The sequence below is a fragment of the Cyanobium gracile PCC 6307 genome (assembly GCF_000316515.1).
GTDB classification, from domain to species: domain Bacteria; phylum Cyanobacteriota; class Cyanobacteriia; order PCC-6307; family Cyanobiaceae; genus Cyanobium; species Cyanobium gracile.
The window spans coordinates 814139-831239 of the sequence record NC_019675.1 but is presented as its reverse complement, the minus strand read 5'-3'; the positions used below and the strand labels follow the sequence as shown (position 1 = coordinate 831239).

The window sequence follows — 17101 nt, the reverse complement described above, 5'->3', positions numbered from 1 at the left end:
TGTGACCCTGTGACCAGCACCCTGGCCGCCCAGCCCATCGCCCCCGGCACCGACCTGCGCGAGGCGTTCCGCGCCGCTTACGAGAACCGCTACACCTGGGAGCCGGGCTTCGGCGGCTATGGCGGCCGTTGCGTCTGGGAGCAGGACGACCGGCGCTTGGAGGGCACCTTCCAGGTGGGCGCCGATCTCAAGGCGACCGTGGAGGGCATCGCCGACGAGGAGGTGCACAAGGCGGTCGCCTCCCAGCTGTGGGAGGTGGCGATCCACCGGGTGCGGCGCCCCTTTGAGCAGACCCACGGCGCCAACACCTTCACCGCCGGCGAGACCGATGCGGTGGGGACCGAGGTGATCATGGGCGGCAAGGCCGAGGGCGACCGTTACCGCATCAAGGACAACGTGGTGACGATGGTGCACCGCCACATCCACGGCACCGTGGTGACGATCTTCACCGAGAGCGTCACCGACACCGGCAGCGGCTACCTCAGCCACACCTACACGAGCCGCTACAGCGACCCCGCCACCGGCGAGGCCCGCGGCGGCACCAGCCGCTTCACGGACACCTTCGTGCCGCTGGCGGGAGAGGGCCCCTGGGTGCTGAGCGAGCGGGTGGTGGAGACGGAGGCCCATGGCGACACGCCGGCCGGCCGCCAGATGTTCCGTTTCGAGGATCTGGCCCCCCTGGGCTGATCTGCGCCGGCCTCAGGCCGGCTCCTCCAGGGTGGGGATGCCCTGGAGCCGCTCGTTCAGCTGCATGGCCATGGCCTGGCGGCCCACCGCCAGCACCTTGAGGGTGTCCTCATGCATGCGCAGCTGGGCATCGGCCACCTGCATCCCCCGCACCATCTCCTTGACGTCGTCGGGCAGGCCGTTGAGGTCGTAACGCTTGCCTTCGAAGGTCAGCACGGGGGGCTGCTGGCTGGGGGTCTGCAAGGCTCTGGACTCGGTGCGGAGCCAGCGTAGGTGGCAGGACCGCCCGTTCCCGCCGGAGGCGAAGCCTCTCCTCAGGCCTCGAGCCGGATGAACTGGCGCTCGCAGAGCTCGCGGTAGCGGCCGCCGCTGGCCATCAGCTCGTCGTGGCTGCCCTGCTGCACGATGCGGCCGCCGTCGAGCACCACGATCAGATCGGCCTCCTGCACGGTGGCGAGGCGGTGGGCGATCACCAGCACGGTGCGGCCGGCCATGGCCTGCTGCAGGCCCTGCTGCACGGCCTCCTCGGCCTCCGCATCCAGGGCGCTGGTGGCCTCATCCAGCAGCATCACCGCCGGGTTGCCCAGCACGGCCCGGGCGATCGCCAGCCGCTGCAGCTGGCCGCCGGAGAAGTTGCTGCCCCGCTCCTCGAGGCGGCTGTCGTAGCCGCCGGGAAGGCTCTCGATGAAGTCGGCCGCATTGGCCAGCCGGGCGGCCTGGCGGATCTGCTCAATGCTGGCGGGGCGCCCGAAGGCGATCGCCTCGGCGACGGTGCCGGAGAAGACGCTGCTCTGCTGGGGCACCAGGGCCACGGCCCGGCGCAGGTCCCGGGCCCGCAGGTCGGCCAGGTTCTGGCCATCGAGCAGCACCCGGCCGCTCTGGGCGGTGTTGAAGCGCAGCAGCAGGGAGAACAGGGTGCTCTTGCCGGCGCCGGAGGGCCCCACCAGGGCCACCACCTGGCCGGGGCGGATGTGGAGATCGAGCTGGCGCAGCACCGGACTGCCGCTCTGGTAGCCGAAGCTCACCCCGTCCAGCACCAGCTCCCCGGAGACGGCCCCCAGGGGCCTGGCCCCGGGGTGGTCGGGCGGTTCGACCGGCTCGTTCTCGATCGCCCGCAGTCGCCGCAGCGAGGCCTGGCCCTGCTGGAACTCGTTGAAGTTGGTGGTGAGGTGGGAGATCGGATCGATCAGCATCAGCAGCGCCGCCACGTAGCTGCTGAAGCCCTGGCTGTCCAGGCCGCCGGCCTTGATGCGCGCCGCGCCGATCAGCAGCACCGAGAGGATCCCGGCCGCTTCGATGAAGCCCACCACCGGATGCTGCAGCGCCAGCAGCTCCAGGGTGCGGTAGCGGGCGCGGCGGTGCAGGTCGATCTCGGTGTCGAAGCGCTCCTGCAGCCAGGGTTCGGCGGCGAAGGCCCGCACCAGGGGCAGGCCGCCGATCGCCTCCCCCAGCAGGGCCGCCAGGTCGCTCACCTGCTTCTGGCTGCGCTCGGCGGCGGTCATCACCCGGGCCCCGAAGGCGCTCACCATCAGCGCCACCAGCGGCGCCAGCAGCAGGGTGGCCAGGGCCAGGGGCCAGTCCAGCCAGATCATGTAGCCCAGCACCACCACCAGCTGCAGGGCGCTGGGGGTGGTGTCCTGGATCGTCTTGTAGATCACCTCTCCGACCCGGTCGGCGTCCTCGGTGAGCCGGTAGGTGAGATCGCCGGCGGAGAGTTTCTCCAGGGCGCCGAAGTCGAGCCGCTGCAGGCGGGCGAACAGCTGGCGGCGCAGCTCCTGGCTCACCCGCAGGGCCGGGCCGGCCAGCAGGGTGTCCTGGCCGAACTGGGCGATCTTCTGCACCAGGAACACCGCCAGGGCCGCCGCCACGCTGCGCAGCACCTTGGTGAAGTCACCGGCGCCGATGGCCGGGATCAGCTGGCCGGCCAGCCAGGCCAGCAGGGGCCAGCAGCCCACGAACACCAGCATGCACAGCCCCCCGAGCAGCAGGGGTCGCCGGTGGGGCTTCAGCAGCGGCCAGAGCCTGCGGAAGCCGGCCGGCGAGGGTGCAAGCATCGACGAACCCTATCAGCGCTCTCCGGGCGCCCCCCGACGGTGAAGCTGGATCAGTTCCTCAAATGGCAGGGCCTCGTCGGCACCGGCGGCGAGGCCAAGCAGCGCATCCAGCGGGGGGACGTGACCGTGAACGGCGCCATCGAGACCCGGCGTGGTCGCCAGCTGGCTCCGGGGGATGCGGTGGCCATCGACGGCCGGGAGGTGCTGATGCTTTCCCCGCGGCGGGAGCGCGGGGGACACGGTGGCCCCACGCCTTAACCTGCCTCGAATGTCGCTGCCGGGAGACCACGTGCGCAAGGCCGTCATCGCAGGCAACTGGAAGATGCACATGACCTGCGCCGAGGCGCGGGCGTTTGCGGCCAGCTTCCGGCCCCTGATCGCCGATCTACCCGACGACCGGGAGGTGGTGCTGGCCCCCCCGTTCACGGCCATCCCCACCCTCTGCCGTCACCTGGCCGGCGCCGGCGTCGCCATCGCCGGCCAGAATGTTCACTGGGAGGAGAGCGGTGCCTACACCGGCATGATCTCCGCGCCGATGCTGCTGGAGCACGGTGTCACCCACGCCATCGTGGGCCACAGCGAGCCCCGCAAGTACTTCAGCGAGACCGACGAGCAGATCAACCTGCGGGCCCGCACGGCCCAGAAATCGGGCCTGATCCCGATCCTCTGCGTCGGCGAGAGCGACGACCAGCGCGAGGCCCGCGAGACCGAGCGGGTGATCCACCGCCAGGTGGAGCAGGGGCTGGAGGGCATCGATCCCCTGCGTCTGATCGTGGCCTACGAGCCCATCTGGGCCATCGGCACCGGCAAGACCTGCGCGGCCGAGGAGGCCAACCGCATCTGCGGCCTGATCCGCGGCTGGGTGGGCCATCCCGAGGTGGTGGTGCAGTACGGCGGCTCGGTCAACCCCGCCACCATCGACATGCTGATGGCCCAGAGCGACATCGATGGGGTGCTGGTGGGGGGCGCCTCCCTCGACCCGGTCAGCTTCGCCCGCATCGCCAACTACCAGGTGCCGGTGGCGGCCTGAGGCCCGGGCCGACGCCGCGATCGCCGTGAGCCCCGCCGGCCCCGTCGCCGTCCCGCCCGGTTTCCGCTGGGGGGATCGCACCCTGGTGATGGGGGTTCTCAACCTCACCCCCGATTCCTTCAGCGACGGGGGCCGTTACGAGGCCCCCGAGGCGGCCCTGCGCCAGGCCCGGCTGCTGGACCGCCAGGGGGCCGACCTGCTCGACCTGGGGGGGCAGAGCACCCGGCCCGGGGCGAGCGAGATCGATGCGGAGGCCGAGAAGGCCCGGGTGCTGCCCGCCCTGGGGCGGATCCTGGCCTCTCTGCCGCCCCCGGAAGCCGGCGGCCCCCTGCTCTCGATCGACACCTTCCGCGCCCCGGTGGCCGAAGCCGCCCTGGCCGCCGGGGCCCACTGGATCAACGACGTCAGCGCCGGCCGGCGCGATCCCGACCTGCTGGCGGTGGTGGCGGCCGCCGACTGCCCCTGCGTGCTGATGCACAGCCGCGGCGACAGCCGCACGATGGATGGCCTGGCCAGCTACGGGGATGTGGTCGCCGAGGTGCGGCAGGAGCTGCTGCGGGCCACCGATCGGGCCCTGGCGGCGGGGGTGCGTGCGGAGCGGATTCTCTGGGATCCGGGGCTGGGCTTCGCCAAGACCACCGCCCACAACCTCGCTCTGCTGCGGGGCCTGGCCCTGCTGCGGGCCGAGGGTTTTCCCCTGCTGGTGGGGCCGTCCCGCAAGCGCTTCATCGGTGCGGTGCTGGCCGAGCCCCGCCCCCGGGCCCGCCTCTGGGGCACCGCGGCGGTCTGCGGTCAGGCCATCGCCGCCGGTGCCGATGTGCTGCGGGTGCACGACGTCGGGCCGATCGTGCAGACGGCCCGCATGGCCGATGCCCTCTGGCGCGCCTGATCCGTCCGGCAGGTCCTGCGCTCCATCAGGCCGGCGGTTCCTCCTGGCGTCCCGTCAGCAGGGTCTGCACCATCAGCCGCAGGGTCGCCCGGTTGCCGCCGGCGGCCCGCCAGCTTTCCAGCCACTGGAGCAGGGGGGAGGGGGTGCCCCCGTCGTCGCCCTGCTGGCCGATGCCCAGCCGTTCCAGGAAGGCGCTGGCATCATCCAGGCAGGAGCCGCCTTCGCCGAAGCCGTCCAGGAGCGGATCGAGGGCCGCCAGCAGAGTCTCCAGTTCGGCGGTGCTCAGCTCCGGCAGAGGCTCGATCATCGAAGCAGGTCACGGCGGCGTTGCCGCCCACCGACCCAGCATGACGCCTGGACGGCCTGTTGCCGCCGTTCCGGTGCGCCCGGTCGCCGGAGGCGCCCCTAGGCTGGTTCCAGCACAGCGCCGCACCTGCTTCCACCGTGCTGAAACTCTGCCTGCAGGTGCTCGTCTGCGTCACCATCGCCCTGCGCTGCATGGTGATCTTCGGCCACCTGCGCAAGCTCTGGATGGCGGACGGACTGGCCGGCGAGTTCCGCCGTGAGCTGCGCCGTCGCGGCCTGCTGATGGCCCCGCCCGCCCTGCCCGTCGACCCGCGCGCCCTGCCCCACCGCGCCGACCCCTGACGCCGATCAGTGACGCCTGGAGGGGGCGCCCGCCAGGTGATGCACGGCGTGGATCACGACGCCCCACAGTTCGGCCCCCCCGCCGTCGCTTCCCACCGCGCCGCCCCCGTCGTCGCCGGTGAGCACCAGGGGCGGACTGGTGCCGTCGCTGGCCACCAGCCACAGCGCAACGCCGCGCCGGGCCAGCCGGCGCAGCAGGAAGGCGCCGGCATGCACCGCCACCACCACCATGCCGGGCCGGGGATCGACGCTGCGGTCGATCACCAGCAGGTCGCCGTCGACGATGCCGTCGCCCCGCATGGCATCGCCGCTGACGCGCATGAAGAAGGTGGACAGCGGACGGGGGATCAGCTCCAGATTGAGGTCGATGCGGGCCTCCACGTAGTCGTCGGCGGGGCTGGGGAAACCGGCGCTGACCGCCTCCGTGGCCAGCAGGCAGAAGAGGGCCTCCGCCCCCTCCCGCGGGGGCAGCGGTGACTGGGGAGGCAGGGGACACATCGGACCGGGAGCGGAAGGGAAGCAGTACAGATGTTCTACTCCGGTTGACCGTCGCCGCGGGATCATCGTCAGCGACCCTCTCCCGCCCGCCCGGCCATGCGTTCCACTCCGGAGGCGCTGATCGCCCGCTACGACCTGCGGCCCCACCCGGAGGGGGGCTGGTACCGGGAGCTGCACCGCTCACCCGGCCAGGTGTGCCGGGCCGAGGACGGGCGGCAGCGCGCCGGACTCACGGTGATCGCCTTCCTGCTGACGGAGGGCCAGCTCAGCCGCTGGCATCAGGTGGCGGGGGCGGATGAGGTCTGGCACCACGCCGGCGGCGACCCCCTCGATCTCTGGCGGCTGCCGCCCGGGGGCGGCACGGCCGAGCGACTGTGGCTGGGCCCGCTCGCTGAGGCCGGGGATCCGGGCGCCGGCCCCCTGCAGATCGTGCCGGCGCTCTGGTGGCAGGCGGCCCGCAGCCGGGGGCGATGGAGTCTGGTGCACTGCTGCGTGGGGCCGGGTTTCGCGTTCGAGGACTTCCGTCTGATGGCCGATCTCCCGCCGGCCGAGCGGCCCGCCGGCGCCGATCCGACGCGGCTCTAGGTCATTCCGTCACCATGGGGGCCTGATGGATCGGGTGAGGGATGGGCTGTCCGAGGTGCGGCAGTTGGGCCGTGCGGGCCGACCGCAGCCTGGCGGGTCGCATGGTCTGTGCCCGTTGCGGAGAGCCGCTGGGCCTCGGCAGGGCCCGCCGGGTCGCCGACGGCACGCGGCGCCGGGGGCAGGGGGGCCGCAGCGCCCTGGTCCTGCCGGGTCGCTGGCGCCTCTGGCTGCTGGTGGGGGGGCTGCTGGCGGTCTCGGCCGTGTTGGCGTCCGTGCCGGAACGCCCGACCCGGCCCCCGGAGCGGCGGGGCGCCGAACCCATGCGGGGGGTGGTGCTGCTGCCGCCGCCGGCGGATCCGGCCCGTTCCGGGGGTGTTGCGATCCGCTGACAGGACTGATCCCGCCCAGATCCCATCGGCGATCATGGGCTGTAACGATTCTTGAAATAACATGGCCAGGACCAACCCGTTCGCGAACCTGGCCAGCCTCAGCATGCGTCAGCTGCGCGAGCTCGCCAGAACCCTGGGGATCCAGCGCTACAGCGCCCAGGACAGGGATGCGCTGGCCGAGTCCATCGCCGATCGCTCGGGTGAGCGGGGCGAAACGGCGGCGTCGGTGACGCCCGCGGCCGAGACGCCGACGTCTCCCCGGCCGGTGGCCGCCATCGAGGCCGAGATGGCCCCGGCGCCGCGGCCGGCGGCCGAAACCCGCGTCGTCTTCCTGCCCCGCGATCCCCAGTGGGCCTACGTCTTCTGGGACATCTCCGAGGACGACCGCAGTGACGCCCTCCACGCCGGCGCCTCCCAGCTCTGCCTGCGGGTCGCCGACGTCACCGGCCTGGCCGGCGGCTCCGCCCATCCCCACACCCTCCAGGAGGTGGTGGTCGACAGCCATGCCACCGAGTGGTATCTGCCCGTTCCCCTCTCCGATCGCGACTACCGCGTCGAACTCGGCTACCGCAAGGGCGGTGGCGGCGGCTGGATCTCCCTGGCCTTCTCCTCGGTCGCCCGGGTGCCCTCCCTGCATCCCTCCGAGCAGATCCTCGATCAGTTCGTCCCCTTCTCCCTCGACGCCTTCCCCTCCGCCAGCGCCAGCCTGCCCGCCCCCGCCGAGGCGGTGGATTCCGGCCTGCACGAGCGGCTCTACCAGAGCGCCACCAGCCAGTGGCGCCGCCTGGGCCGCGGGTCGGAGGCCTTCCATGAGATTGATGCCGCCGCCGGCCTCGAGAGCGGCGGTGCGTTCTCCGCCTCCGGCGCCGGCCCCTGGGCCTCCGGCCGCAGCGCCTCCGGTATCGGTGGGGTGGGCTCGCGTCAGCGCTCCTTCTGGCTGGTGGCCGATGCCGAGCTGATCGTCTACGGCGCCACCGATCCGGCGGCCCGCCTCAGCATCGGCGGTGAGGAGGTGCCCCTCTCGGCCGACGGCACCTTCCGGGTGCAGGTGCCCTTCCGCGACGGCCAGCAGCTCTACCCGATCGAGGCCCTGGCGGCCGATGGCGAGCAGAAGCGCAGCATCACCATGGAGTTCCGGCGCTCCACGCCGGAAGCCAACGTCAACACCCGCGAGGCCTCCGTGGCCGAGTGGTTCTAGGCCCCCAGCCGCTCCTCCACCCGGGCGACCAGATCCCCGGCCGTCAGCTCCGCCCCAACCTCCAGGGCGTACGGGAGTTCCCCTGCCTCCAGGGGCTCCCGGCTGCGAAGCTGGAGTTCCAGCACGGCTGAGTCCGCGTCGGAGGGATCACCCCCCCGCTGCCTGCGCTCCTCGATGCGCCGCCTGGCCTGCTTCGGGGTGCAGCGGCAGTCCAGGATCAGGAACGGCACGCCGCAGCGTCGGGCCAGATCCTCCATCCGCCGGCGTTGGTCACGGCCCAGGAAGGTGGCATCCACCACCACCGTGTACCCGGCCGTGAGGATGCGGTTCGCCTGCTCCGGCAGGTGCTGCCCATAGATCCCGGCGCTCACCTCGCTGCGGTAGGGATCCCCCTGCAGGGGGGGCGACTCCCCCTGGCCCCAGGCGCCGAACAGGCGCTTGCGCTCCACGTCGGAGCTGAGCTGGATCCATCCCTGGCGCCGGCACAACTGGCGGGCCCGGTGGCTCTTGCCGCTGCCGGAGACCCCATGGGTGATCACCAGGGCCGGGGCCGGGATCCCGGTGGTGTGACGGGCGCCGAGCAGGTAGCGCGCCAGGTCCTGCTGCAGCCGCTGCACCGTGCCGGCGTCGAGGTCGGGTTGGCGTAGGCGCAGGGCGCAGACCTTGGCCCGCACCAGGGAGCGGTAGACCCGGTACCAGCGCCAGGTAAGCAGGCCGCCCCAGTCGCCGCAGCGACCCAGCCAGCGGTTGAGCAGCACCGCCCCCAGGTCGGGTCGGTCGTGGTGCTCGAGATCCATCACCAGGAAGGCCAGGTCGCTGAACACGTCGATCCAGCGCAGGTCGGGGCTGAATTCCAGGCAGTCGAAGACCCGGATCTGCCCCCCCTCCAGCAGCAGGTTGCCGAGGTGGAGATCCCCATGGCACTCGCGGATACGCCCCTGGCTGCGGCGCAGGGCGAAGGTGGGCCGGAGCGCTTCGAAGCTCTCCTCCGTCCACTGCCGCAGGGCGGCCACCTCCGGCGCAGCGGCACCGGCGCCGGCCTCCAGCGCCGCCAGATTGGCCACCGCCGGCGCCTTCACCAGCTCCGGTGCGCCGTAGGCCTGGTCCGGGCCGGCCACCGCGGCAACGGCATGGAAGGCCGCCAGATCATCCGCCAGCCGTTCGAGCTGGTCGGGGGTGAGGCCCTGGCGCGCCAGAACGGGGCCCAGCAGCGCGCTCTGGGGGAACTGGCGCATGCGCACGGCCAGCTCCAGGGTGGGGCCGCTGCCGTGCAGGCTGGCCTGCTCCGGCGGTCCATGGATCGGGCTGAGGCCGAGGTAGAGGTCCGGCGCCAGTCGGCGGTTGAGCCGCAGCTCCTCCTGGCAGAACCAGCGGCGCCGCTCCGGGGTCGAGAAATCGACGAAGCCCAGGTTCACCGGCTTCTTGATCTTGTAGGCGATGGTTCCCGTCAGCAGGACCCAGGAGATGTGGGTCTCCAGGCAGTCGACCCGTTCGACCGGATGGTCATAGGCGCCGGGATCGAGCAGGGCGGCGATCATCGGGTCCACGGCCGCTCCGGTGCTCCTTGCGGTTCAATCCAACCATCCGCAGGGCGATGGAGGCCTCCACCGGTGTCCACAGCAGGACGGGCAGAAGCAACCCCGAAGCCAGGGGCGAGGCGGGCCCCACGATCAGGGCCAGCACCAGCGTCAGCGTCCAGCTCAGCAGCCAGAAGGGAAGGCCGGCGGTCAGCTGGTGCAGGCGGCAGATCAGCCAGTGGGGGCTTCGCAGCAGCACCAGCAGGACCGCGTAGGCCCCCATCCAGCCCCAGGAGCCGGCCGTCAGCCAGAAGGCGACCGCCGAGCCGTAAAAGCAGACCGTGATCAGCGGCCAGACGAGGGCGACCCATGGCTGCCGGCTGATCCACTCCGGTCGCCGGAGGCTGCGAAACCAGACGAAATCCCGCTCCGTGGGATTGACGACCAGGGTGATCACCAGAACGGTGATCAGGATCAGCAGCCAGGGTGGCACGGGACTCTGCAGACACGCGCATTATTGGGCGCCGCCGGAGAGCCGTCCATGGCGGGGGCGATGGCGGGCCATGGGGGCGGGGGGTGTCGGTTCGTCGCGGCGGCGGACCAGCCCGCCCGTCGCTCCTACGTTGGAAGGGTCCGACGAGCTTGCTGGAGGCCCCATGCACACCCACGACCTCGAGAACCACGACAACCTCTACGCCGACGAAGGCACGATGGTGATCGGCGAGACCAGGGCCGATGCCCAGAGCCATGCCTACTGGGCCGTGGGGGCCATCGCCCTGATGGTGGTGGGCCTGGGTGTGGCGCTGGTCGTCTCCTGATCCGCCCCCCTGGGCGCCCCGCCCGGCTCGCCGGCTGGCGGAGCGGGAAAGCGCTCGCCGAAGCAGGACAGGGGGATGGGCGGACACAGCCGCGCCCAGCCCCCAACGTCCCCCTGTCGCTGCCAGGCGGCGATGCGCAGCGGCGCGGCCGCTCCCCAGCGGCAGATGAGCAGGTAACGATGCCCCCAGGTCCGCGGCCAGGCCGTGGCGCCTTCCCCGGCCCAGGGCCAGTGGGCCGGGTCGAGGGGCTCCAGATCGCGGTAGCGGCGCAGCAGGGCCGGCAGCAGCTGGCCCCCGTCTGCCCCCTCGCCCCGCTGGCAGAGCTGCAGGCGCCGGGCCAGGGCGAAAGGCTGCCCCCGGCTGGGGACGACCAGGTGCAATCCCCCCCAGCCGGGAAAACCCAGGCAGGAGAGCAGGGCGCCGGAGGCGGGGCCGGAGTCGTGGTCGCGCGGCATGGGGGCGGAACGCTGAACATCCGTTCGGTGCCACCAGCCGTCCCGCGGCCCCGCGTCGGCCGGGCGCACTGGCAGGATCAGGGCGAAGGACGCGACTCCCCTGCCGCCATGTTCGAGAACCGCGAACGGCCCGCCTGGGTCAACTGGCTGATCCTGGCGATCTTCCTGCTGTCGTCCTGGCAGCTGGCGGGGTTCTGGTTCCAGCAGCTGCACCACTGAATGGCCGGCGCGGCCCCTTCAGGCCGTGGTGCCCCCGCCTCTTGAGGAACGGCGCGGCCGGGCGGTGAGTCCCCGCACCAGACGCACGCCGCCGCCGACCAGCAGCAGCAGGGCCATCAGGGCCAGCAGGGCCACCACGATGACGCTGCCCAGCTGCAGGATGCCCATGCTGAGCCGGCTGAGCCCGCCGATCAGGTTGGCGATGGCATTGCTGACCAGCAGCAGCGCATCCAGCCGTTCCGGCAGCTGCATCAGACCGGCCAGGATCAGGCTTCCAGCCCCGATCAGCAGCAGGCCCGCCAGCACCTGCCGCCAGCGGGAGGAGGGACGGCGCCGGCGGCGACGCAGCTCCAGGCCCTTCCCCGGTGTCGGTCCCCTCGGCGTCGGCAGATGGAGCGGATAGGGGGTGTGGGGCATGGGGGGGTCGTCAGGGCTCCAGCGGATAGCCGGCACCCCGCATCCACCGCTCGAACTCCATCAGCACCAGCTCGTTCGGACAATCGATCAGGGACAGGTCGTTGACCGTGCAATCCCCCTGGCCGCCGTGGTGGAGCGTGAGGTGGAAATGGGAACCGCTCAGGCCGCAGACCTCCGGATCGCTGCGGACCACCACATCCAGGGCAGCGCCGAGCCGTGCCACCCGGCGGCGCAGTTCCGACCAGGTCATACCCATCGCATCGTTCTCATTGCATCAAGCTCATTGCATCAACCCCATCGCATCAAGCCCATCGCATCGTTCCCATCGGGGAGCCCGTCGCATGGCCCTGGAGGCGCTGGCTGGTTGCCCCCAGTGTGACCAGTGCCGGGCCGACGTCAACCGCTCGCCGGCCGCTGGTCGGCTCAGGGCCGCGGGGTGGCCGGGGCCTGCTGGGCCGCCGGCGGTGCCGGTGTCGGCGCGGGAGGTACGGCGGGCGGAGGCAGGAGCAGCACCAGGGCCGCCGAGACCGCCAGGGCCGCCGCGCCGCCCACGGGCGCCGACAGGCGACGGTGCAGGGGAATCCGCTCCATCAGTTCCCTGGGCCCGAGGGGCTCCGGTTCGGGAATCGCCAGGGGCAGCTGCACCCGGGGATCGAGCCGCAGCAGATCCAGCACCCGCACCAGATCCGCCAGTTCCGCATCGTCGAGGTGCATCTCCAGGGGAGGGGTGTCGGGCTGGCTGCTGCGCAGCAGGAGCCTGTGGCCGCCCTCGGAGTGGGGGCCGATGTCGACCGGTTCCCCGGCCACACTGAAGTCGCGGTGCACGCCGCTGATCAGGTGGCGGGCGTAGGGCAACACCACCTGCATCAGGGCCTGGAGGTGCTCCCGGCGCCCCTCCAGCAGGGGCCGGCCCAGCCACTGCAGGCTCCAGCCGGTGATGATGCCCAGGGCCGCGCCGCTCTGGCCGATGGAGACGTCGGGGAGACCTTCCACCTGAAGCCGGCAGCTGAGCTGATCGAAGACGAGGCTCTGCTTCATCACGGAACTCTGAACCATGGGGGGTGTGCTGCGGTCGCCGTCACGCCACCGCGTCCATCAGGCTCGCCTTGATGCGCTCAAAGCCCCCCTGGCCGGCGCAGAGGCTGAGGCCCTGCACCAACTGGAGCCGCTGGGCGGCTCCGTCGTTGGGATCGAGCAGTTTCTGGACGCCGCTGCGGCGTGGGTTCATGCGCTCCTGGATCAGTTCCCCCAGACGCCCCTGGAACAGGGCCCAGCGCTCCTTCGCCACCGACTCCGGCTCGCTGCTGGAGAGCAGGGAGCGCAGCATCGGGTAGAGGCGATCGGCCATGACGCAGAGGATGCGGATCAGGGCGTCGGTCTCGGCGACAGGCACGTCGCCGCGGCGGCAGGAGCGCCGCAGGGGGTTGTGGCAACGCCGCTTCCACAGCTCCACCCGGTTGGGGAAGAGGCCGGCGTAGCCCAGCTGCTCACTCAGCCAGACCATCGCCTCGCCGCCGTTGAGGTCGAGCGCCTCCATGCAGAGCAGCATCAGATCGAGACGCTCCAGACCCCTGCGGGGCAGGGGGCGGGAGGAGCGGTCCTGGATCGCCGCTTCCGAAGTGTCCTTGGCCATGACTGCGATGATGCCAGCGGCGCCGTCCATCCGTCACGTCGCCGGTACCGGTCCCTTCACCAGCACGACCTGCAGCACGATGGCCAGCAGCCCTTCCTCGATCGATCTGCGCACCTGGGTCCGGGACATTCCCGACTTTCCAAAGCCGGGCATTCTCTTCCGTGACCTCACGCCCCTGATGCGGGACCCCGAGGGCTGGGGCGAGGCCATCCGCCTGCTGGGACTGCTCTGTGAGCAGGTGCAGCCGGACCTGATCGTGGGCATCGAATCCCGCGGCTTCATCGTCGGTACGGCCCTGGCCACGATCACGGGCGTGGGGTTCGTGCCGGTGCGCAAGCCGGGCAAGCTCCCCGGCGCGGTGATCGGCGTGGACTACAGCCTCGAATACGGCACCGACCGGCTGGAGATCCACAGCGATGCCCTCGCTGGCGGCCAGCGGGTGCTGATCGTCGACGACCTGCTGGCCACCGGCGGCACCGCCGCGGCCTGCAGCGAGCTGGTGCAGGCCGCGGGGGGGCAACTTTGCGGCTTCGGCTTCCTGGCGGAACTGGCGGCCCTCGACGGCCGCAGCCGGCTGCCCCAGGAGCATCCGATCGAGTCCCTGATCATCTACAGCTGAGCCTCAGGTCTGCTGGTCCTGCCAGGCCAGGACGCTGTCGAACTGCTCGAGGCTGATCAGGCCGAACCGCCAGAGGACGGCCGGCAGGGGCGCCTGCTCCAGCTGGGACTGGCGGATGCCCAGCTGGAGGGCGTTCTCACTCAGGCCGAGCTGATGGCGCAGGAAGCGCACCATTGCCGGAGAAGGCAGGGGCTGGGGAGAGCTGCTGATCACCATCCCCCCATGCTGCAAGCGGCCGGCGCAGCCGACAAGGTCCCTGGGTCATGGCCCGCAGGGCCAGGGCCCGGCTCAGGTCGATGCGGGCCAGGCAGGCCAGGGCGAGCTGGCGGAGGGGCAGCAGCCACCGGTGGCGGTTGGAGAAGATCCGCACCAGCAGGTCGGTGGCCAGCAGGGTGAGCAGCAGATCGGGCCAGCGGCGGCGCCCGTAGGCCGCTCCGATGCGGCGCGGCGACAGCGTGCCCCGGGCCGCCCGTTCGGCCAGCCGCTGCAGCACCGCCACATCCCGCCAGCAGAGATTCAACCCCTGGCCGCCCACCGGATGGCAGCGGTGGGCGCTCTCCCCCACCAGCACCGTGCGGCCCCGATGCAGGCGCCGGGCCAGCTGCAGGGCCACCGGAAAGGCGCGGGCAGGCGTCAGCAGGGCATCGGGCTGGAGCCGGTCCGGCAGGGCGCCCGCCAGCCGGTCGAGGAAGGCCGGGGGCTCCAGACCCTCCAGCTGGCGGCAGCGGGCCGCCGGCGCGCTCCAGACCAGCTGGAAACGGCGCCCGCCGAGGGGGAGCACAGCGAAGGGGCCTTCCGGGCGCAGCAGCTCCCAGGCCTCATCGTCGGCGCAGCCCCGCATTTCCACCTGCACTGTCAGGCAGGCCTGGCGGTACGGATGGCTCCACTGGCCGATGCCCAGGGCCTGGCGGGTGGGCGAGTCGGGGCCGTCGGCGGCCACCAGCAGATCGGCATCGTCCGGGTCGTTCGCGGCGGCGGATGGCGTCGCGCCGCCGAGATCCAGGCGGACGGTGGGATGCTGGCCGAGGCGTCGCAGCAGCAGCGCCATCAGGGGCCGGTGGGATCCGATCCAGCCCACCGCGTCCGCCTGGCCCAGGTCGGTGGGCTCGAAGCGCACATCACGCCCCGCCGCCACATCGCGCAGGTGCAGCCGGCGGAAGGGCACCAGGGTGGGCCGTAGGTCACCCCAGAGCCCCAGGCGCTGCAGCAGCTCCCGGCTGGAGTGGGTGAAGGCGTAGGCCCGCTCCCGGGCCTGCAGCGCCTCGGGGGCCAGGGGATCGTGCAGGCTCACCCGCCAGCCGGCCTGGGCCAGGGCCAGGGCCGCCAGGGCGCCGGTGGGGCCGGCGCCCCGGATCCGGGCGTGGAGCGAAGCGGGCATGGCCACAGAAAAGCCGCAACAGAAAGTCTGCTGCGGCGAAGGGGTCCACCGTGAACGGCGGACCGGAGAAAGGCTGTCCCCCGAGGGGGCGCCGCCATCAGCCGATGCCGAGCAGGCCGCGGGTGAAGGCCTCGCCGCCCAGGGCGAACTCGGTGGCCAGCAGGGCGATGAAGCCGAGCATGGCCATGCGGCCGTTGAGCTTCTCGGCGCGCTCGTGGAAGCCCCAGCCGCTCTCGGCGCTCACCACTTCCATGCGGGGTTCGGTGGCGAAGGCGTTGAGGCGGCCTCCGTCCTCGGTGGTGACGGTGGCGCCGCGGATGGCGGAGCGATCGAGGGCGGTGGGGGTGGCGGCGGTCATGGGAGAACTCCTTGAGAAGTGTTGCGAGAATTGTAACGCATTGTTTCGAATGCGTCCAGCGTCCTCACCCCAGCCGCCGCAGGCAGAGCTCCTCGAAGGCCGGCCGCAGCAGATAGGGGTACTCGCCCACCCACTGCTTGACCTGGGGCAGCCAGCCATCGGAGAGGGCGCCGATGCGGGAGAAGTCCTTGCGCTCACTCAGCACCAGGCAGCGGATCACCATGCCGCGCCGGATCTGCTCATGCTTCTTCTCCAGGGGGAAGCGGATCTGCCCCAGGTAGCCGTCCTCGTCCTCCAGTTCCAGGCACAGCCAGGTGCGCCGGTTCTCCACCAGCTCCAGGCGCCCCTGGCGGTTGGCCTGCTCCCGCCGGTTCTCCACCACCTCCCGCCGGAACTGGTCAGCCACCACCCCCTCGAAGATGGCGCCCGCCGGGTAGCGCCGCAGCAGGGCGTTGCGGCGTCCCGCCTCCAGGATCGGCCCCCACAGCACATAGAGAAGGAAGACGAAGCCCACCACCAGGAACACCGGGCCGGCCTGACTGCGGAACAGCAGGGTCTGGCTGATCAGCAGGGCGATCACCCCGCCGATCACCGAGATCAGCACCCGCTGCAGCAGTTTGCGCGGGTCGCCGCTGCAGGCGGTGAACTGGGGGCCAGTGGCCACCGCCGGAATCAGGCGCAGCAGTTCGCCGGGTTTGAGGGGGATCAGCATCGGTCGAGGGGGCAGCGGCTCACAGCAGCCTCTCGAGGCCGTACACCAGGCCGCCCAGGCGGCGCACCTTGCGCACCGTGAGCAGCACCCCGGGCATGTAGGCGCCGCGGTCGATCGTGTCGTGGCGCAGGGTGTAGGTCTCGCCTGGGGATCCGAACATCACCTCCTGGTGGGCCACCAGCCCGGGCAGCCGCACCGAGTGGAGCCGCAGGCCGCTCTCCCGCACGCCCCCCCGGCAGCCGGCCAGGCTCTCGTGCTCCTCCACCTGCAGGGGGTTGAAGGTCTTGCCCAGCTCCTCCATGAGCTCTGCGGTCTTGAGGCAGGTGCCGCTGGGGGCATCGGCCTTGCGGTTGTGGTGCAGCTCGGTGAGCTCGGCGTAGTCGTAGAAGCGGGCCGCCGCCGCCGCCGCCTGCTGCAGCAGCACCATGCCCACGCAGAAGTTGGGCACCACCGCCCCCCCCATCGAGGCCTTCTCGGCGAACGCGGCCAGATCCGCCAGCTGGTCGGGGCGCAGGCCGGTGGTGCCGATCACCGGATGGACGCCGTAGGCGAAGGCGCCGCGGCAGTGCTCGTAGACCACGCTGGGGTGGGTGAAGTCCACCAGTACTGCGCCGCCGCCCGGGCCGGACTGCCGCACCGCCTGGCTCGCCTGGCAGAGGCTGCCCTCGAAGTCGGCGCTGATCGCCACCTCCAGTTCCCCCAGCCCCAGGGCCAGCCCGACGTCCTCGCCTTCCCGGCCCGGGGTGGTGTCGATCGCCCCCACCAGGGCGCAGTCTGGGGCCGCCACCACGGCCTTGATCACCTCGGCCCCCATGCGGCCCAGGGCCCCGGCCACCACCACCGGGATCGGCGCCGGCTCTGCTGGGGACGGGGAGGTCGCGGTCATGGCCAACTAGCACTCCCGGCGAGCCTATGAGGCCCGGCCCACCGGCAGGGTGCCGGCCTGTAACGCTGCGCTGCAACCGATCGCGTCCCCGACGGCAGCTCCGTAGGCTGC

The 17101-nt window shown here is 72.0% G+C and carries 27 protein-coding genes; 11 read left to right on the top strand and 16 right to left on the bottom strand.

All coding sequences use genetic code 11. The annotated features are described in order from the left end of the window. Positions 1 to 9: 9 nt before the first annotated feature. A complete protein-coding gene (locus CYAGR_RS03810) occupies positions 10 to 687 on the top strand; it encodes a DUF3386 domain-containing protein (protein WP_015108458.1) in 678 nt (225 codons plus the stop codon). A 12-nt stretch (positions 688 to 699) separates the two neighbouring features. On the opposite strand, the gene CYAGR_RS03805 is transcribed toward CYAGR_RS03810, so the two are convergent. Together CYAGR_RS03805 and CYAGR_RS03800 are read right to left on the bottom strand one after the other, a co-directional pair. After that, the gene (locus CYAGR_RS03805; RefSeq protein ID WP_015108457.1) at positions 700 to 930 is read right to left on the bottom strand and encodes a DUF6447 family protein; all 231 of its coding nucleotides are present in this window, start codon (positions 928 to 930) and stop codon (positions 700 to 702) included. Between the two features lie 71 nt (positions 931 to 1001). Further along, positions 1002 to 2741: an ABC transporter ATP-binding protein gene (locus tag CYAGR_RS03800; protein ID WP_015108456.1), complete on the bottom strand. Its 1740-nt coding sequence runs from the start codon at positions 2739 to 2741 to the stop codon at positions 1002 to 1004. A 39-nt stretch (positions 2742 to 2780) separates the two neighbouring features. Here CYAGR_RS03800 and CYAGR_RS03795 point away from each other — a divergent pair, with 39 nt between their 5' ends. From CYAGR_RS03795 to folP, 3 genes are read left to right on the top strand one after another with little or no spacing between them, the layout of a single operon-like run. Then, positions 2781 to 2999 carry an RNA-binding S4 domain-containing protein gene (locus CYAGR_RS03795; RefSeq protein WP_015108455.1) on the top strand — a complete coding sequence of 73 codons (219 nt, stop codon included), beginning with the start codon at positions 2781 to 2783 and terminating at the stop codon, positions 2997 to 2999. Between the two features lie 10 nt (positions 3000 to 3009). Further along, positions 3010 to 3771, top strand: coding sequence for a triose-phosphate isomerase (gene tpiA, locus CYAGR_RS03790; protein WP_015108454.1), 762 nt, complete (start codon positions 3010 to 3012; stop codon positions 3769 to 3771). 25 nt (positions 3772 to 3796) lie between these two features. Next, positions 3797 to 4660, top strand: a complete 864-nt coding sequence (gene folP, locus CYAGR_RS03785; RefSeq protein ID WP_015108453.1) for a dihydropteroate synthase — start codon at positions 3797 to 3799, stop codon at positions 4658 to 4660. A 25-nt stretch (positions 4661 to 4685) separates the two neighbouring features. Here folP and CYAGR_RS03780 read toward each other — a convergent pair whose 3' ends face one another. Beyond that, entirely contained in the window at positions 4686 to 4967 is a 282-nt protein-coding gene (locus CYAGR_RS03780) for a hypothetical protein (RefSeq protein WP_015108452.1), read from the bottom strand. A 137-nt stretch (positions 4968 to 5104) separates the two neighbouring features. On the opposite strand from CYAGR_RS03780, the gene CYAGR_RS03775 reads away from it, so the two are divergent. Continuing rightward, on the top strand, positions 5105 to 5308 hold the full coding sequence (locus tag CYAGR_RS03775) for a hypothetical protein (protein ID WP_015108451.1): 204 nt from the start codon (positions 5105 to 5107) through the stop codon (positions 5306 to 5308). A 6-nt stretch (positions 5309 to 5314) separates the two neighbouring features. Here CYAGR_RS03775 and CYAGR_RS03770 read toward each other — a convergent pair whose 3' ends face one another. Continuing rightward, positions 5315 to 5806, bottom strand: coding sequence for a LexA family protein (locus CYAGR_RS03770; RefSeq protein ID WP_015108450.1), 492 nt, complete (start codon positions 5804 to 5806; stop codon positions 5315 to 5317). 96 nt (positions 5807 to 5902) lie between these two features. Between CYAGR_RS03770 and CYAGR_RS03765 the strand changes: the two genes are divergently transcribed. The 3 genes from CYAGR_RS03765 (at position 5903) to CYAGR_RS03755 (ending at position 7978) form a co-directional block, all read left to right on the top strand. Further along, positions 5903 to 6391, top strand: a complete 489-nt coding sequence (locus CYAGR_RS03765; protein WP_015108449.1) for a cupin domain-containing protein — start codon at positions 5903 to 5905, stop codon at positions 6389 to 6391. A gap of 41 nt (positions 6392 to 6432) precedes the next feature. Beyond that, a complete protein-coding gene (locus CYAGR_RS18805) occupies positions 6433 to 6780 on the top strand; it encodes a hypothetical protein (protein WP_015108448.1) in 348 nt (115 codons plus the stop codon). A gap of 61 nt (positions 6781 to 6841) precedes the next feature. Next, positions 6842 to 7978, top strand: a complete 1137-nt coding sequence (locus tag CYAGR_RS03755; protein WP_015108447.1) for a DUF4912 domain-containing protein — start codon at positions 6842 to 6844, stop codon at positions 7976 to 7978. Here CYAGR_RS03755 and CYAGR_RS03750 read toward each other — a convergent pair. Together CYAGR_RS03750 and CYAGR_RS03745 are read right to left on the bottom strand one after the other, a co-directional pair. Continuing rightward, on the bottom strand, positions 7975 to 9516 hold the full coding sequence (locus CYAGR_RS03750) for a bifunctional aminoglycoside phosphotransferase/ATP-binding protein (RefSeq protein WP_015108446.1): 1542 nt from the start codon (positions 9514 to 9516) through the stop codon (positions 7975 to 7977). The two genes, CYAGR_RS03755 and CYAGR_RS03750, sit on opposite strands and share 4 nt — an antisense overlap. After that, entirely contained in the window at positions 9482 to 9988 is a 507-nt protein-coding gene (locus CYAGR_RS03745; RefSeq protein ID WP_015108445.1) for a TspO/MBR family protein, read from the bottom strand. Before CYAGR_RS03745 ends, CYAGR_RS03750 begins: the two co-directional genes overlap by 35 nt. Before the next feature lie 163 nt (positions 9989 to 10151). Between CYAGR_RS03745 and CYAGR_RS18690 the strand changes: the two genes are divergently transcribed. Continuing rightward, complete coding sequence (locus tag CYAGR_RS18690; protein WP_015108444.1) at positions 10152 to 10313, top strand: hypothetical protein; 162 nt, start codon at positions 10152 to 10154, stop codon at positions 10311 to 10313. Here CYAGR_RS18690 and CYAGR_RS03740 read toward each other — a convergent pair. Then, positions 10247 to 10768, bottom strand: coding sequence for a hypothetical protein (locus CYAGR_RS03740; protein ID WP_015108443.1), 522 nt, complete (start codon positions 10766 to 10768; stop codon positions 10247 to 10249). The genes CYAGR_RS18690 and CYAGR_RS03740 overlap by 67 nt on opposite strands. 27 nt (positions 10769 to 10795) lie before the next feature. On the opposite strand from CYAGR_RS03740, the gene CYAGR_RS18130 reads away from it, so the two are divergent. Further along, positions 10796 to 10987, top strand: coding sequence for a hypothetical protein (locus CYAGR_RS18130; protein WP_156818379.1), 192 nt, complete (start codon positions 10796 to 10798; stop codon positions 10985 to 10987). 18 nt (positions 10988 to 11005) lie between these two features. Here the strand turns inward: CYAGR_RS18130 and CYAGR_RS03730 are convergent, their stop codons facing one another. The 4 genes from CYAGR_RS03730 to CYAGR_RS03715 all read right to left on the bottom strand — a co-directional run bounded on the left by CYAGR_RS03730 (position 11006) and on the right by CYAGR_RS03715 (position 13037). Beyond that, a complete protein-coding gene (locus CYAGR_RS03730; RefSeq protein WP_015108441.1) occupies positions 11006 to 11404 on the bottom strand; it encodes a hypothetical protein in 399 nt (132 codons plus the stop codon). 10 nt (positions 11405 to 11414) lie between these two features. Next, positions 11415 to 11660, bottom strand: a complete 246-nt coding sequence (locus tag CYAGR_RS03725) for a hypothetical protein (RefSeq protein WP_015108440.1) — start codon at positions 11658 to 11660, stop codon at positions 11415 to 11417. Positions 11661 to 11827: 167 nt separating this feature from the next. Next, on the bottom strand, positions 11828 to 12460 hold the full coding sequence (locus tag CYAGR_RS03720) for a DUF4335 domain-containing protein (RefSeq protein WP_015108439.1): 633 nt from the start codon (positions 12458 to 12460) through the stop codon (positions 11828 to 11830). A 22-nt stretch (positions 12461 to 12482) separates the two neighbouring features. Then, positions 12483 to 13037: a DUF3038 domain-containing protein gene (locus CYAGR_RS03715; RefSeq protein WP_051017017.1), complete on the bottom strand. Its 555-nt coding sequence runs from the start codon at positions 13035 to 13037 to the stop codon at positions 12483 to 12485. Between the two features lie 79 nt (positions 13038 to 13116). Here CYAGR_RS03715 and CYAGR_RS03710 point away from each other — a divergent pair, with 79 nt between their 5' ends. Next, a complete protein-coding gene (locus tag CYAGR_RS03710) occupies positions 13117 to 13656 on the top strand; it encodes an adenine phosphoribosyltransferase (protein WP_015108437.1) in 540 nt (179 codons plus the stop codon). 3 nt (positions 13657 to 13659) lie between these two features. Here the strand turns inward: CYAGR_RS03710 and CYAGR_RS03705 are convergent, their stop codons facing one another. The 5 genes from CYAGR_RS03705 to dapB all read right to left on the bottom strand — a co-directional run bounded on the left by CYAGR_RS03705 (position 13660) and on the right by dapB (position 16990). After that, the gene (locus tag CYAGR_RS03705) at positions 13660 to 13872 is read right to left on the bottom strand and encodes a DUF2949 domain-containing protein (protein WP_043326360.1); all 213 of its coding nucleotides are present in this window, start codon (positions 13870 to 13872) and stop codon (positions 13660 to 13662) included. Then, positions 13793 to 15034 (bottom strand): FAD-dependent monooxygenase, encoded by a 1242-nt coding sequence (locus CYAGR_RS03700; protein WP_015108435.1) that lies wholly within the window; start codon positions 15032 to 15034, stop codon positions 13793 to 13795. Before CYAGR_RS03700 ends, CYAGR_RS03705 begins: the two co-directional genes overlap by 80 nt. 97 nt (positions 15035 to 15131) lie before the next feature. After that, the gene (locus CYAGR_RS03695; protein ID WP_015108434.1) at positions 15132 to 15392 is read right to left on the bottom strand and encodes a hypothetical protein; all 261 of its coding nucleotides are present in this window, start codon (positions 15390 to 15392) and stop codon (positions 15132 to 15134) included. 64 nt (positions 15393 to 15456) lie between these two features. Beyond that, positions 15457 to 16104: a hypothetical protein gene (locus CYAGR_RS03690; protein ID WP_015108433.1), complete on the bottom strand. Its 648-nt coding sequence runs from the start codon at positions 16102 to 16104 to the stop codon at positions 15457 to 15459. 19 nt (positions 16105 to 16123) lie between these two features. Beyond that, positions 16124 to 16990: a 4-hydroxy-tetrahydrodipicolinate reductase gene (dapB, locus tag CYAGR_RS03685; protein WP_015108432.1), complete on the bottom strand. Its 867-nt coding sequence runs from the start codon at positions 16988 to 16990 to the stop codon at positions 16124 to 16126. Positions 16991 to 17101: the final 111 nt, after the last annotated feature.